This window comes from Leptospira bandrabouensis, from assembly GCF_004770905.1.
Lineage (GTDB): Bacteria > Spirochaetota > Leptospiria > Leptospirales > Leptospiraceae > Leptospira_A > Leptospira_A bandrabouensis.
The window spans coordinates 43,599-60,364 of record NZ_RQHT01000012.1 but is presented as its reverse complement, the minus strand read 5'-3'; the positions used below and the strand labels follow the sequence as shown (position 1 = coordinate 60,364).

Annotated in this window: 9 protein-coding genes; all 9 read right to left on the bottom strand. The window is 37.7% G+C overall.

The genetic code is table 11. From position 1 onward, the window contains the following. Nucleotides 1-32 precede the first annotated feature (32 nt). A complete protein-coding gene (locus tag EHR07_RS03930; protein WP_135743887.1) occupies nt 33-5,633 on the bottom strand; it encodes an alpha-2-macroglobulin family protein in 5,601 nt (1,866 codons plus the stop codon). Between the two features lie 175 nt (nt 5,634-5,808). Next, on the bottom strand, nt 5,809-6,957 hold the full coding sequence (locus EHR07_RS03925) for a porin (protein WP_135743886.1): 1,149 nt from the start codon (nt 6,955-6,957) through the stop codon (nt 5,809-5,811). 245 nt (nt 6,958-7,202) lie between these two features. After that, entirely contained in the window at nt 7,203-7,886 is a 684-nt protein-coding gene (locus EHR07_RS03920) for a response regulator (protein WP_135743885.1), read from the bottom strand. 14 nt (nt 7,887-7,900) lie between these two features. Continuing rightward, nucleotides 7,901-10,474, bottom strand: a complete 2,574-nt coding sequence (locus tag EHR07_RS03915; RefSeq protein WP_135743884.1) for a sensor histidine kinase — start codon at nt 10,472-10,474, stop codon at nt 7,901-7,903. After that, complete coding sequence (locus tag EHR07_RS03910; protein WP_135743883.1) at nt 10,467-11,045, bottom strand: potassium-transporting ATPase subunit C; 579 nt, start codon at nt 11,043-11,045, stop codon at nt 10,467-10,469. The genes EHR07_RS03915 and EHR07_RS03910 overlap by 8 nt, the downstream gene beginning before the upstream one ends. Then, nucleotides 11,042-13,096, bottom strand: a complete 2,055-nt coding sequence (kdpB, locus tag EHR07_RS03905; RefSeq protein ID WP_135743882.1) for a potassium-transporting ATPase subunit KdpB — start codon at nt 13,094-13,096, stop codon at nt 11,042-11,044. Before kdpB ends, EHR07_RS03910 begins: the two co-directional genes overlap by 4 nt. Nucleotides 13,097-13,105: 9 nt before the next feature. Further along, nucleotides 13,106-14,743: a potassium-transporting ATPase subunit KdpA gene (kdpA, locus tag EHR07_RS03900; RefSeq protein ID WP_135743881.1), complete on the bottom strand. Its 1,638-nt coding sequence runs from the start codon at nt 14,741-14,743 to the stop codon at nt 13,106-13,108. Nucleotides 14,744-14,821: 78 nt separating this feature from the next. After that, complete coding sequence (locus EHR07_RS03895; protein WP_135743880.1) at nt 14,822-15,616, bottom strand: hypothetical protein; 795 nt, start codon at nt 15,614-15,616, stop codon at nt 14,822-14,824. A 3-nt stretch (nt 15,617-15,619) separates the two neighbouring features. Further along, nucleotides 15,620-16,765: an LIC10775 family protein gene (locus tag EHR07_RS03890; RefSeq protein WP_135743879.1), complete on the bottom strand. Its 1,146-nt coding sequence runs from the start codon at nt 16,763-16,765 to the stop codon at nt 15,620-15,622. Nucleotide 16,766: the final 1 nt, after the last annotated feature.

The window sequence follows — 16,766 nt, the reverse complement described above, 5'->3', positions numbered from 1 at the left end:
AATTCCAGAACCCCTGATTCCGTAAACTTTTCCTAGTCCCCGTTTTCCGAAATCCTTACAGTTTCATTCGGCCATTCTGCATGAGTTTCGGGGGAATACATGGCCTCAACCCGGGTGGCCGGCATCTTAAAACTTCCCGAATGGTTCAAACGGAAGCTATGTTCGATGGTATGGGTTCCTTTGGGGAGATACTCAAAATATGCTCTGTACATTGAGAGAGTCTTTTCCTCAAAACTCAAATAATATGAAGTATCCCCTGTTTTGCCTTCCCCTTGGATGATGGATTCCCTGCCGAATCCTCGACCCAGTGGAAGAGAACCTGGAGGAATTGGGTCTTCCACAACCACCCAAGTTTTATCGGAATCTGCTTGGATTTCCAAGGTAACCCTAATGGTATCCCCTTTTGTCAAAACCCCAGATTTTGCCACTTGGACTGGTTCAAAAGTTCGTTTGATACGGTATCCACTGGAAATGGGAGCCTTCAAAGGTAGGATAGAATTCACGGACCATTCCACCCAAGGTTTGCCCTTTCCGTCATAACTCACAGAAACTGTCTCTAGAGTGGTTCCGATGGTTTGAGATACCGTCTGTTTTCCGTTAGGTTCCAATTGATACACTTCTTTTGTCGATTGGATCTTTATTTTTCCACCGGTGACTTTTTCGGATTCTAGGAGTTTACTCACACGGTCAAATACCAAAATGGAATAAGCATTCCCAAGTGTAGTATCATAACTTCCCCGTTTTTGCATTTTGACAAATCCTTTGATCAGGCGAGGCATATCTTTTTTATAACTTGGTTCGGAAAATGACCAAAGTAAAAATTTTGCCATCGTATAATCGCGACTTCCCAAAATCCACCAAGGATTGGTAAACCCAGAATCCGCAATCACAAGTTCAGAACCTTGGATATTAAGTCTAGATCGCAAAACACTAATTAATCTAGATTTGACAGAACTATCTCCCCCATTGACTCTTCCCCAAATTTCTGCTAAGTCAATCAGGGATGCGGTTGGTAAAAACTCAAGTCCGTCAAAAATTGGTCTTACTTGTTCCCATTCATAAGTTTGGTATCTTGTAAGGGCTTCCCAAACTATAATTTTTCGAATCACGGAATCGGCACCGAATCTATATCTTTCTCCATTGACACGGCCTTCTACATATCCTTGTAAACCTGCAATCATTCTTCCCAAAGCATCTTCAGGAATCTTTTTGTTGGTAAGTTGTGCTGAGGTTAGTATATAAGCTGTGAGGATTTCACTCCCATGTTCCATACGGGCAAAGTATTTAACAAAGCCACTATAATCTAAAAAGGAATTCAAATCAGATAAAACCTCATTCCATAAAACCTCTGACTTTAGTCCGATGGCCTTGGAAACACGTTGTTCCATACAATAGTAAGGATAGTTGTGGAAATAATTTTGAATTCCAGATAAACTCGTTAGGATGGTAGGTGATGCCTTCCAAATCATTTTACCAGAGTCGGGTTTTGAACCTTCAGGAACCTGAACCGATTCTTTTATTGGTGATTCATATAAAAACAAACCTGCTTGGTATACTCTTTCTGAATCCACAGGCAAAACTTTTTGTTCCACAGCCATTTGGTCAAGGATCGTTCCATTTGGTGCAGAAACCTCTAAATGGAACTTTCGTTTGGTGGTATTTTCAGGAACGGTTAAATCCCAAAAAACTACTTTAGTTTCCCCTGGACCGAGGATTGCCGATTTGGTTTCTAAATCTTCTTTGACATCGGTTCCATTTTTTACATCCGTTACGGAAAGACGTAATCGAAGTTGTTCTTTGTTTTCACCAGCATTTCTAAGTGTTACTTCATGGCGAAGATTGTCACCTAACCTAACCACAGGTGGAATCCCAGAAAAGGACTGAATTTTTTGTGTAGTTTGGATTTTTGCCATCCCCGTTCCAAATTCTTTGGCACCTGAAGTAGCAACAGCTACGATCCGAAAACTGGTAAGGGAATCATTTAAAGGAAAACTAAACTTTAATTTTCCATCTTTTCCAACAATTCCCTTTCCTTTCCAATAGAGTAAGGTATCAAAAAGAGAACGTGTGGATTGTTTTCCCCCACTTCCTCCCTCCGGTTTTGCTTTCAAACCAAAATGACGTTTTCCAATGATCTGTGATTGGGCAGTGGAAGTTCCCACAGTATGAGGTCTTGTTCCCATCATAGAATCTAATAAATTCCAAGTGGGGTTCGGAGATAGTTCCAAAAGTGCTTCGTCTACAACGGCAAGTGTCACTTCTGTTGATTCCACAGGAACCTTTCCCTCTGAAGTTTTGATTTCAATTTCTACATTTGCCGTTTCTCGGACTTGGTAAAGTTTTTTCTCAGGATTTACAGAGACAGACAAACTGTACGGTTTGTATCCGACTTTTAACATAGTCAGACCCAAACGGTATCCTGGTTTTGCTAAATCCACTAGACCTGTTGGTTTGGGATCTCCGACGCGACCACGAACTAAAAATACAGAAACAAAAACGTTGGGAGCATATTCCTTTTTGATAGGAATGGAAATCACTGGATCTTTTCCCGATACCGGGGTTACAAAATAATCGAGAACACCTTCTCTTTCTAAACTGACAAGGGCTGTTGCTTCTCGGAAAGGAGAACGAACTTGGACTTTAATGGTTTCCCCTACCTCCACGGAACGTTTCTCTGGGAGAATATCCATACGGTTGTGGTCACTCACATCAAACCAGGCTTCTTGTTTGGAGCTTACCCAAACATTATAACTGGAGTTAGTTTGGTTCCCCTTAGAATCTTTTGTTTCTGCAAGAAACACGATATCACCCACACCAGGCGATTTACCTTCACAAATTAAAATTCCTTTAGAATCTGTTTTTCCTTCGCAAAAATCTCCGAGTTTTGTTACCTCTTCATAATGTTCATAAGCATAAAAACCACCTACCAAACGTTTCCGGTTGGAATAAAATTCTCTTTTGTAGGCAGTGACTTTTATTTTTTGGGAACCAATAGTTTTGTCTTTTTGATCGAGAGCCACTAACTGCAGTTTAACGTTATCTTCCGTAAATAACCAACCATCGGGAAGGATTCCCAAATGTACCTCCGCAGGGGAAACAGAAAAACTTCTAGAAACAGTTTGGATTTCACCAGATGGATCGGCATATTCCATTTCTACTTGGAAACTTCCATAACCAGAACCGGTTTTTAATCCACTAAACGTATATTGCAAAAAACCCTTTTCGTCTGTCTTTAAAGAAGTAGAAAGTAATGCAGGTTTAGATTCTTCGACTTCTTCTTCGTCATAACCGCTTGCCTTCCACTTTCCTTCCTTTATGGATTCTGGGGAGAAAGAAAATGCAGAATACTCTTCTTTTGGTGAATAATAACTAGAGACTACCTGGGAGCGAATTTTCACAGGAAAACCGCCGGCCCCTCCGCCCGACAAATATTCTAACCCAAATAGAACTTTCGATTCCTTAGGAGAAACTAACTCTTGTTTCTCGCCAGCAAGTTGTATATTTCCTTTGACGACAGGGAGGCGAAATTCTTCGACTCGAAATTGTGTGATTGTTTCTCCATAACTAGAATCATCATTTGAATAAGGGTAATAGACAATATAAACCCCATGTTTGGCATTTTTAGGAATTTTAAATTCGGACTCGGAGTGACCCGGAAAAGACCAAACCAATGGCACGGGATACGCATCCCCCGATCCTTCATGTTTGATCACCACCTGAGATGGATAGTCTTTTGGATCGGCTGCAACTAGGCCTTTGTTTCCAAATCCTCGCCGAACATGCCTTAAGTGAACCGTTTCTCCTTTTTTAAATAAAGTTCGATCAAGGACAATGGATTTGATTTCTTTGGAATATCCGGTTGTGGCACTCGGAAGCTGGTAACGCCAACTTTCGATCCCTTTGTCCCAGGTGCTTGAGGTAAAACTGATATCATCATTTTTTTGTACAAAAATGGTTAAACCAGAACCTAACTCATGATAACCGCAATAGGGAATTTCTTGGAAACTTAAATTTCCAAAAAGCATACTACCATCTTTTCCTGTAATTCCCGCTCCTCGCAAATTTCCTTTACAGTCTAGAACTTTCACCTGGACCCCTGGTTCAGGAAGACCTTGGTCAAGGTTTGTCACCCAAACAAGGCTTGTATCTTTTCCCCATTTAAAATGTGCCGAAAGATTGGTGACAAGGGCCGCACTAGAAACATACATTTTCCCCTTTTTTTCGAGTAAACTATTTCCAAGAACATCACTCGCAAGCTCTACTACATAAAACCCAGGAGTTTCCAAAGGAATTCCCACCACTTCCATTGGCTTTTTCCCATTGGGTTTGGGAAGTGAGAAATTCGAAATACCAGTGTTAGTTGGAGGATTTTGAAATACAGATTGTTCTCTTTCTCTAGTAGAAAGAATTTGAAACCATTTTTGGATTTCTAATATATCCATTGTTTTTTGGCTTTTCCCGCCAACACCTAGAGAAATGGACTTCATCGGAAGACTGGCTTCTAAATTTCTAAGTGTTACAGGTAAGGCCGGTTTTGCTTTTGATTCCAAAATTCCAAATTTGGCACTGAACTTGGCAAGGGGCGGAAATTCATCTGTTTTAAATTTTAAAGGGAAAGAAGCATTGTTCGCCAAACTTCTGTTATTGTCATCTACAAGTTCGGGAATTCGAATTTCAAATTCGCTATTTTCAGGGAAGGGGCCAGGAAAACTCACCCATTCATAAAATTCATTTCCCTTTTCTGGCATAAATGATTGCGGATATTCTTTTCCATCTTTAGAAACTAATTTGATTTTTTCTAATAAAGAACGTGAGACCGCCGAACTAAAAGAAAGCGAAACAGGTAGGATCGGAATACAATCAGATTTTGCATTTACCCTTTCGCAGCTAAACCTAACAGAGAATACAGGTCTTACCGCAAAAGACAAAACCTCATCCTCTCTAATTTCCCCACCCCAAACCGATTTGGTTCCTTTACCAAGAACAAGTTGGATTTGCCTATCTGGTAAAAAAGTTTGTTTTGATTTTAAAAGAATTGTTTCTTCCCGATCGGTATCACCATTTGATTTTAAGATTGCCTTTCTTTCCGATCCAGTGACGAGGACAATGGGGATTCTATTTCCTAATTCTTCCGAACGAAAGTAGGTATATTTTTGAAAAGAAGCAAGATCCGGTTTTGCATCCAAATGTAAAACAAAGATTTGGTCTTCGGTGATGGAACCTCCATTGTAGGGAGTCGAATATTGTACAGAAGGTCCTCCTGTATGAAAAGCAAAACTGCGTTCGCCTTGAACTAGTTCTCCCTTTAGAGTTTTGGTATCCTCTTTTAATTGGAAGGAACATTCCACTCCACCAGGAAGTTCTTTTTCAAATTCATAAACCCAAGTAGTGGAGTCGAGAAAACGACTGGTCCCAGGGAGGGGACATTTGATTTGAAAAATATCAACCTTGGGTCTTATATCTCCGAGAGAAACCATAGGTTTTGTGAACCGTACGGTCACTTGTTTTGGCTGTTTGACAAATCCATTAGGAGTGAAAAATTCTATAGCCGCAGGAAGGGTTTGTGATTCATCAGAACGAACCAAAAATAAAGATAAGAAAAGGATAAGAAAAAGCCAGCGCTTTGCAAACATGACAAAATTTAAAAATAGGGAAGCGGCTTGGAAAGAAAAAAAAGAAAATCAGGGATATTGACCCCTCCCTGCGGGTATCATAAGGAGAAACATCTATGAACGATGATTAGACCCCGAATGAATGGGAAAGGTTCCGTTTTTCTTCTTACCAGTCCAAAAAAACTTTTACAATTTACTAAAACTTGATGGAAAATGCTACGAGGAAAAAATCCTCTTTTTTGGAAGTAGATGCATCGCGGTATGCAAAAACAGAATCAGCAGACCTTCGATATACATATTCAAAACGAAGTAAACCTGGATCATAGGAAAGGATATCAAAGGTCGTTGTATATCCGTTAGACATAAACCCATTCCGAGTTCCAGTATTCACCATCACTTGTAACGGATCGTAAAAACGTTCTACCCGAAAACTCAATCGATATTCTGGTGTTAATAAAAAACTTGTCCAGATGGTTCCATGATACCATTGACGATAGGAATTCGATGCTGTTTCACGATATTCACCTAAACTTGGATCATAGTTAGCCAACCACGGTTCATATATATAACTTTGTTTTGTTTTCTGGGCACCAATATCAAACTGACCTACCAATTTGAATCGATCAGAAATAGTCCATTCCAAAATACTATTATTGTAATATCTCATTTGTTTTCTTTCGAAGTTAGGTGCTTCATTACCAACAAACTGGTTTAGTGTTAAAGTAAAATTCTGATTAAAAACATACTTCAACTGGCTACCAAATGACTTATCTTTATTATTATCCGTTATATTCTGCCAGCCATTTAAAATTTGTACCTGTCCACTTAATTTGTCTGTGAATTGATGTGACAATCGAACTCCTGAAGAATAATACGGAACGTAATCTAAGGCATAAGCCCTTGTATAGTTTGTGTTATTATGAGAGATCCAAGATTCATACCCGATATTTCCAAAAAAAATACCTAAGTCGACCCAAGTGTCTTTTCCGATTTTAAACCCAGTATAAGCCTCTTGTATATTCCTAACAGACATTTGATTCGAATACTTTTCGGTGGATAGTTCTCCTGAATAATTTGCATTCACTGACGTTCCCCAATGAAAAGCAAGTCTTCCTCTATATTTATTTTCTTCTACTTTTGCTTCCAAATAAGCTAGGTTGATATTAAACTCATTGTTTCGAACTCCCTGGGTAGTGAAGTTTCTTTCAGTTTCTTTTGGTAAGTTTCTGTTATACAAATAGTAAGAGTCTATAAATCCACCTAACTGCACCGAACCTGGAAAAGAATTTGTTTTAGGAATGGATTCTATTTTTTCCATATTTTCTTTTTTATAAGCTGGAATCATTTCGTCTGCTTGGACCTGCGAAAAAACGATCCATGTAAAAACCGCGAAAGAAAGGAAGGTTTTAAAAACTTTGAAATTTTTCCAAAAGATGTTGGTAAAAAACTTTAATTGATCTAACATATAAGATCAATTTAGCATTTTTTAAACTATCTTACAATGTTTGGTGAATTATGATTCTGACTTTTGCCTTAAGAATTTATTAAGACAAATTGTAATCCTTCCAATGTATAAATTTTAGATTTTGATTATTGAGTCACCCAACGATAACCAACGCCAGGCTCCGTAATCAAAAACTTAGGATCACTAGGAGAATCTTCAATTTTTTTACGAAGTTGGGTAATATGTACTCTCAATGAATTCATTTCATTTAGTGCTTGGTCTCCCCAAATCTTTTTAATTAATACATCATGAGTGATCACTTTGCCCGAATTTTTAATTAAAAAAGTGAGGATTTGAAATTCCGTAGGAGTCAATCGGATTTGAATATGATTTTTGACAACCTGATGATTGACAAAATCTACCATTAAACTTTCTTTTTCCCAATTGGAAGGAGTTTCGTCTGCGGGTAATCTACGAAGTGCAGTCCGAATCCTTGCAAGTAACTCACCCATACTAAATGGTTTTGTGATATAATCATCGGCACCAGAATCAAGTAAGGAAATTTTATCCTCTTCCGAACTCATCACAGACAAAACAATAAAGGGAATTTCGGAAAAATTGCGGACTTCTTTAATTACTTCTAAACCAGATCCATCAGGTAACTGTAAATCGAGTAATACCAATTTTGGCGAATGAAGTGCAACCGATTCGATTGCTTCTTTTTTAGATATGGCCTCAATCGTTTGATACCCTTTTGCCTCAAGGGCAATTCGTAACATCTTGCGAATTGCACCATCGTCATCGACAAGTAGTATCAAATCTTTACTCATAAGAATGGGATAGTTCAAAAATATGGAATGTCAATGAGAAACCTAGCACCACCTTCTTTTCGATTCATTGCCTCGATACTTCCGCCGTGTAACTCTATAATGGATTTAGAAATGGCAAGGCCAAGACCAGTTCCAATTTTTCCGGAAGATTCGCCTCTATAAAATTTTTGAAAGATTCGAGAGGAATCAAGTGGAAGACCGTTTCCGTTATCCTCTACTACCCACTGGAAGGAATTTTCAGTTTTTATGAGTGATATCCAAATGGTTGAACCGCTCTGAGTGTACATACAAGCATTATACAACAGATTAAAAATGGCATGAGAAAATAGAACACGATCTAGTTCAATAGGAATATCCAAATCATTTAATTGAATTTTTATCAAATGATTGGTTTTATTTTTCCCCAAGTAAGAGATGGAATCATGAATGATCTCGGAAGGATGAACTTTTTCTTTTTTTAAAGTCAAATACCCCGATTCAATTCGGCTGATATCAAGTAAATTACCCAAAAGTAAATTTAACACCAGTGAACTTTCCTGAATTTCTTCAACCAAATCTTTTCTAACATTTGGATTTGCATCAATTTCTGGGTCGAGCAAAGCGGAAGCAGATCCCTGAATAGAAGTGAGTGGAGTTTTTAGTTCATGAGATAATGAATTAAAAACTAGATTGTATAATTTTTCAGATTCTTTCAGTAAAAAATTCTTTTTTGAATCTTCCGAAAGAATATCACGATCCAGAGCCAATGCGACTTGGTTCGCTACAGTATTCAGGAGTATTTCTTTTTCCAAACTTGGTTCTTCAGATGAAATAACGTTAATAACACCAGTGATCCCACCCGGCGAAACTAGTGGATAAAATGTAGCATTTGATAAAGACAAAGTTTCGGTATATTTTCCAGCCGGTTTTCCATTTTTAATCGTCCACGTGGCAACTGCCAAATCTTTGGAATCTTCAATTGCAGGTGAAAATTCTCCTGCTTGATAAAAATGAAGTTTCACTGGGAAAGGGAAAATTCGTTTAAAAAAAGTCTCTCCTGTTTTAATGATTTCTGAAGAAGAAGATGTTTGGGATAAACTTCTTGTTAGTTCATATAAGATGGTAAGTTTTTCTTCCCTAGACTTAAGTTTTGTTTCATTTTTTTTAAGCCTTGCTGTCAAACTTCCGTTAATCAGAGCGATCAACATAAAAATAACAAACATCAAAGCATCCTCTAACTTCGAAATGTAAAAAGTATACAGTGGCGGAATAAATAAAAAATTCCAAAACGAAGCAGAGAGGATTGCTGCAAGTAGAACAGGTCCGCGACTAAAAAACATCCCAAGGACTGCCACGTAAAACAAATACAGAATTGAAATTGTCCAGTATCCAATGTAGAAAATTAAAAATTGATTACACAAAGTAACAAGGGAAGTTAATGCAAACACAGAGATATATTGTCGAATCCCTGAAGAAGGGATTAATTTTTTATAAAAATCGAATTGATATGTATGTTCATCCAAATAAGGAACAATAATAATTTCTATATCCCGAAGTTGTTTTATGATTTTAGAAGAAATATTTTTTTGAAATAATTCTCCGAAAAAACTTTTTTTAGACCCACCAATTAGCAAACGATTGATTCTTTTTTCTCTGGCTACTGATACAATTCCTACGACTGGATCAGATTCAAAGGAATGTACCACTTCTGCACCGAGTTCTTTTGCAAATCGAATATGAGAACGAATGTAATTTGCAGCTTCTACACTTTTGTCCTCTTCGTTTTCCGAAAAAAAAGCATACAACTCTGAATTTCTCTCTAATGCCAATCTTTTTGCATATCGAAGTAAGGTTTTAGAATTTGGACTCGCAGAGATAGCAACTAAAATCCGTTCTCTACCTTGTGGCATTCGTTTCTCTACATACTTTGCCGTATACGACAACGACAATTCTCTCAGATAAGTTAAATTCTCTTTTTTAAAAAAATTCTCTTTGGCAGAAATTATTTTTTCAGGAATGTAAACTTTTCCTTCAGACAATCTCTTTAGCAACTCATCTGGGATAATATCAATTAATACCAGTTCGTCTGCTCTTTCAAGAATACTATCGGGAATCGTCTCTTTGACTGGGCTTTGAATGATTTTTTCGATAGAGTCCACTTGACTTTCCAAATGTTGTACATTGACAGTGGACAAAACATTTATTCCTGCATCTAAGAGTAAAAAAACATCCTGATACCTTTTTTTATTAATCGAACCAGGGATATTGGTATGAGCAAGTTCATCAACCAATACATAACTTGGTTTTTCTTTTAAGATAGTTTCGACATCCATCTCTTCCCATACCTTTCCCCTATATTCAATTTTTTTAAGAGGAACGCAGTCAAGACCCTCGACCAGAGCCTTCGTATCATCTCTTCCATGAGTTTCAACGATACCGATTTTTACATCTTCCCCATCATCTTTTAAATGATGAGCTTCGGTTAACATCGTGTAGGTTTTACCAACACCAGGTGACATTCCAAAATATACTTTTAGAATGCCTGTTTTCTTTGTTTCTTCTTGATTCGCTAACGAAAGAAAATCTTCCGGGCGTTTTCCTTCATTCATGGGTCATTTGTTTCCAAGATAGATTTAGTTTTGTGACATTTACACGGTCTCGACCCATCATTCCCCATATTGGATATTCGATGTTTTGTTGGATCAACTCATTTATAACATCAAGAGGAACCTTAGAAACCCGGTGAAGAAATTCAGCCTGTTCACGGGCACAACCGACGGAAATATGTGGATCTAGTCCAGAACCCGAACTATACAATAGTTCGGAACAAACTGTATGGCGAATTCCCAAACGATCCAATTCAAGTTTTCTTTCGTTTATCATCGTTTGTAATTCCAAACTAGAAGGACTCAAATTGGAAGCTCCACTCGGTATCTTTCCGAAATCAGCAGCACTTGGCCTATATCGAAAAATCGAATTCGAATTTAACTTTTGAGATAAAAGTTCTGAACCAACCACTTTTCCATCTAACCGAATCAAACTTCCGTTTGCTTTCTCTAAAAAAAACAATTTTGTTATACCAGTTATAGTAAGTGGATAAAGGAACCCAAACGCAAACAAGGATATAAACAAAAACCGAATCACAATTTCCCATTGGCTCGAGATTTCGTTCTTCTTCATAAATAACCTCCAGAAATAATTGAATCAATGAGTTTGATTCCTAAAAATGGGAAGATCATTCCCCCACCCCCATAGATCAAAAAATTTCTTAATAAAGCCGAATCGGGTGATTTAGGAACATATTTAACTCCACGAAGAGATAGTGGAATGAGGGCAGGGATGACAAGTGCATTAAAAATTACGGCAGATAAAATGGCATGATCTGGGCTAGATAAATGCATGATATTCAGTGGAGCCAAAGGCAAAAACAAAGCAGGAAGGATGGCAAAGTATTTTGCAATATCATTGGCGATACTAAACGTAGTGAGTGCTCCCCTTGTCATCAGCAGTTGTTTGCCAATTTCAACAATCTCAATGAGTTTACTCGGATTACTATCCAAATCGATCATATTACCAGCTTCCCTTGCGGTTTGGGTACCAGTATTCATGGCGACACCGACATCGGACTGTGCAAGAGCTGGCGCATCATTCGTTCCATCACCAATCATTGCCACCAAATATCCGTTTGCTTGTTCTTCTCTGATCCGTTTTAATTTTGCTTCCGGTGTGGCTTCTGCAATAAAATCATCCACACCTGCTTCGGCAGCAATAGCTGCCGCGGTTAATGGATTGTCACCAGTGATCATCACAGTCCGAATTCCCATTCTTCTTAAAGTAGCAAATCGTTCTTTTAATCCACCCTTAACAATATCTTTCAATTCAATGATACCAAGCAGCTTATTTCCCTCTGCTACTAATATGGGAGTACTTCCTTTTTTTGAAACTTCATCCGATATGATCTGTATCATTTGAGGAATGGTTCCCCCAAGGCCTTCTACATGTCTTCGAATGGCATCAAATGCTCCTTTACGAATGTTACGAATCTGATTTCCATTTTCAAAAATCTCAACTCCACTCATTCTTGTAGATGCTGAAAAAGGAATCCAACGAATATCCAAAGAATTTAAATTTCTTTCACGAATCGCATACTTTTGTTTGGCGAGAACAACAATTGACCTTCCCTCCGGAGTTTCGTCAGAAAGTGATGATAACTGACTTGCGTCAGCCAACTCTTCCTCCGTAACACCGACAGAAGGATAAAATTTATGTGCCTCTCTATTTCCTAGTGTAATCGTTCCCGTTTTGTCTAAGAGCAAAACATGGATATCACCAGCGGCTTCCACTGCCTTTCCACTTTTAGCAATGACATTACAACGAATTAACCTTTCCATACCTGAAATTCCAATCGCACTGAGAAGGGCGGCAATTGTTGTGGGAATCAAACAAACAAATAAAGCAAGCCAAACCGAAAAACGAAAATTCCAATTTTGACCGATTTGATTTCCTACAAAATTGGCAATAGGAATCATAGAAAGAACTGCTAATAAAAAGAGAATCGTCAGCACAAAAAGAAGAATGCCTAAGGCAATTTCATTGGGAGTTTTTTGCCTTGTAGCTCCTTCAATCATAGTAATCATCTTATCGATAAAACTTTCACCCGGTTTTGTCGTGATTTTAATGTATAAATGATCAGAGATGACTCGAGTTCCTCCCGTGACGGCCGACCTATCCCCACCACTTTCACGAATGACAGGGGCGGATTCTCCCGTGACTGCTGATTCATCCACACTGGCAATTCCGGAAACTACGTCACCGTCACTAGGGATGATATCACCGGCTTTAACAAAAACGAGGTCGCCTACTTTTAATTCGTTGGAAACGATTTCTGAAAAATTTAAATCTCCAATCGATTCCACTTTTTTAGAAATTGTTTTTGATCTCGTTTTTCGTAAACTGTCGGCTCTTGCCTTACCTCTTCCCTCGGCAATACTCTCGGCAAAGTTTGCAAAAAACAATGTGAGTAAAAGCCAAAAAAAGATAGGAAGTTCGTTTTGGAGTGTGATCCCCGATCCTAAGTAATACAAAATTTGTATCATTAATAAGAAGGTACCGAGCCATACAGTCGCCATCACAGGATTTGAAAATGCATACTTTGGAGAAAACTTTTGAATGGCACCACTCAAGGATACTCCCAAAAGTTCTTGTGAAATTATATTTTTAGACTTTACCATACGTTCCTCTTAAAAGAAAATCCCCTTACTGATCAGTAGCTGTTCTAAGATTGGCCCTAGTGCCAAAACAGGAAAAAAGGAAAGACCACAAACGATAAGAATGACACAAAAAAGTAAAACTCCAAAAAGTGGAGTATCCAATTTAAAGTTTCCATCAAAAGACATAGTGGTAACCTTTCCACCTAAACTCCCCGCAACCAAGATGACAGCATATATGACACTAAACCTCCCCACTAACATTGAGAAACCTAAGGATAAGTTTCCCCATAAAGTATCTGCGGCAAAACCGGCAAAGGCAGAACCGTTATTACCGGCAGCAGAACTATAAGCATAAAGAATTTGAGATAATGCATGAGGACCTTTTGCAGTATAACCTGATTCCAGGAAGATGGTCAGCGCAGTTCCAATAAGAATACAAACTGTAGGGGATAAAATTCCAAACAATGTCCATTTGATTTCATAACTTCCAATTTTTTTCCCAAAGTATTCTGGGGTTCTACCTGTCATAAGACCAGACAAAAATACGGTAAGTATTAAAAACAAAAACATTCCATACATTCCCGTCCCCACTCCACCAAAGATAACCTCACCTAACATCATTTGAAAAATTGCAATACCACCAGCTAACGGAGAGTAACTGTCATGCATGGAGTTCACAGAACCGTTGGAGGCGGCTGTTGTGGTAGATAACCATATAGTGGATTCTGTTAAACTAAATCGAAACTCTTTCCCTTCTAAGTTTCCCGGAAAATTCCATTCCGATATATAAACAGATGCAAATCCCAAAACTAAAAAAGACAACATCACAAAGAAGATCACCCAGACATGACGAAAGGAATTTGTGATTTTCCCGTATAAAAATACGCAAGATGCAGGTAAAAAAAGAATCGAGAACATTTGGATAAAGTTAGAAATAGGAGTTGGATTTTCAAAAGGGTGGGCACTATTCACTCCAAAAAATCCACCTCCATTTGTTCCAATTTGTTTGATTGCAATTTGTGAAGCAGTAGGACCCATCGGAATCGTTTCTGAAACTCCATCCAACCCCAAACTCAAAACAGGTTCCTGAAACGATTGTATGACACCTTGGCCAACGAGAAGAATCGCAACAAAAAAGGAAATAGGAAGAAGGATATAAAAAGCAGAACGGAATAAGTCCTGCCAAAAATTTCCAAATCGATTAATTTTCGCAGATACAATCGATCGACTAACAAAAGCCAATACGGAAATACCAACACCGGCACTGAGGAAATTCTGAGTAGTTAAACCGAACATTTGTGAAAAATTGCTTAGTTGGCTTTCACCAGAATATGCCTGCCAGTTAGTATTTGTGATAAAAGATATTGTGGTATTTAAGGCAAGATCCCAATCCATTCCCATAATTTGTAAGGGATTAAAGGGTAAATAATTTTGAAATTTCAAAATTAAAAACAGAATAACAGCTCCAACAAAATGAAACAAAACGAGGCTGTTTAAATATTGTTTCGGTGTTTGTGAAGAGGGTGTACCAGAAAATAGAAACTTGAATGTTATTTCTTCAAAAGGTAACAATTTAGCATTCAAAATAAATGCCATGTAGTAACCAACAAAAGGCGAAACAAGTATCAGTAACCCAAGATAAAAAGGGAAATAGAGTAATTCAACCATAAAGAAATTTTCTCATGGTTCTATCTAATAGTAAAGATCTCAGATCTTAAGGGAGAAAGAAATCACATTAAGAAAAAATTAAGATTTTTTGTCTCCCATAACCGGAAAATAAACCAAAAGCGCCCAAACCAAAACTAAAAATACAAAAAATAAAAAAGAATATATTCCCTTGGTAAAAAATTCAGAATCTAAAGAACCTCGCCAAACAATAAATACAGAATCTTTATCTAGTGGAAGGTTCTCATCCCAAATAGGATCTAATAAAACAACTCCTCCTGAATTCATACTGGAAAGAGAACATTTACTATCATCTTTGGAATAACAAATAGCATATAACGAAGGTTTTACTTCCTTACCAGAAATAGAACGAATCCTTTTGTATTGAAATCGAATGACAGGCCCATAAACCGCACCACCTGATCTACGTCTGAGTAAAAGTGGAGAACGGAACTCACCCATATCTGACTCATCCAAATAAAAATCGCGAAGGAATAAATAACGATAATTTAAATAGCGGGATGTTTCATCCGGCAGGACTTCTATTTTGGATGTGATCCCAAATTGGTAACCAATAGAATCACCTAAAAATAAAATGGAATTTCCTCCAGCAAGTAAGGATAAAAAAACTGCTAAAAAGATTTTGAAACCAGTTTTTTTAGAAATAAGAATTCCTAAAAACAAAACCGGCAAAAACAAAACAAGGAAGGCCCAAACAGAAACGGAAAGTGGAAAATAAGCACCAAAAGGAAGTAAAAATAAACCGAACCCCAATATAAAAGAAAGCCCAGTCCAAAAGATAAAAAAAGGAGAAGGTGGTTCTTCATTTGGTTCTGGTTTTCTTCTGTTTTGATTTTCAACGAATCCAACAAACATCCATTACTCCTTAACTTCGAATGAACTACGAATAGTTTGCCAATAAATGTCTGCTTTTGCCTTTTCCCTTTTTGGATATGACAACGAAAGAAAATAACCGCGTGGAGCATTATAAAGATAATATTCTTTCATTTCCATTGCAACTGAATTTCCGATTTCATCCACTTCAGTCCATTCGCTTATATATTCAGAGTTTGATTCCGTTCTTTTAAATCCCAACTTTCTAATAAGAGTTGGTGTCAGAGAACGCATTGAATCCCAAAAACGAAAATAATTTTTTGTATCACGAAGAGGCCTTGTTTTATCAAAGCTAGATCCAATGGATAAAATGATCTTAGGAAGATTTTTCTTTTTTTTACCTGAAATTTGTAATTTGAATGCTTCCTCCCATTCCGTTTGATCAGGAGGTAAATAATTCTCCAAAAACTGTACAAAACGTACAATTCGATAAATCGAATCCCGATTTTCACCGTAAATTCCTAGTCGATTCCCATACAATCCCTCGTAGCGAAGTATTGTAGGGAATCGGATTCGGTACCGAAATGATTCTGATTCCAAAACGAGAGTATCCTGAGGACTGGAAACAGTCAGATAACATCCATAAGGTTCACTTACCAAATCTAAGGGTACTGTTTGGTCTGACCATTCATTGGCCGCCCGGTTTGTAATTTCATTAGATTTTGTAAGCCAACTGGGGAAAAAACCAGGCTCCTTTTCAAGTTTCAAACGGTAACAAAGCTGAATTCCTTTTCCAAGAAAGACTGCTTCCTTTTCTTTCCTAACTTCGTATAACGCTTCAAGTTCTTTGGCTGCAATATCTGCTTCCTCTAACACGGGAAATTCTTTACGATACTCATCATCGATTAGAAATCGCATACGTCCAGATGGTGAAACTAAATAGTTTCTTCCATGTATGTCCTTTTTTTTCACTGTAGATTGTTTGTTTTTGAACTCTGAAAGGAATCGATGAAAACTACGGCTCTCCTCTTCCTCCGCATCGGGAATCCAAGGCCTTTGCAATAAAGGATCAACTATGATGTTTGAATTTGGCTGAGCATGTAAAAAAAAAGGAATCCATAGTAGGTTTAATAAGATACCAACTTTCCACTTGTGTGTTAAAAATCGAAGAGAGTGAATCTCCCCTAACATT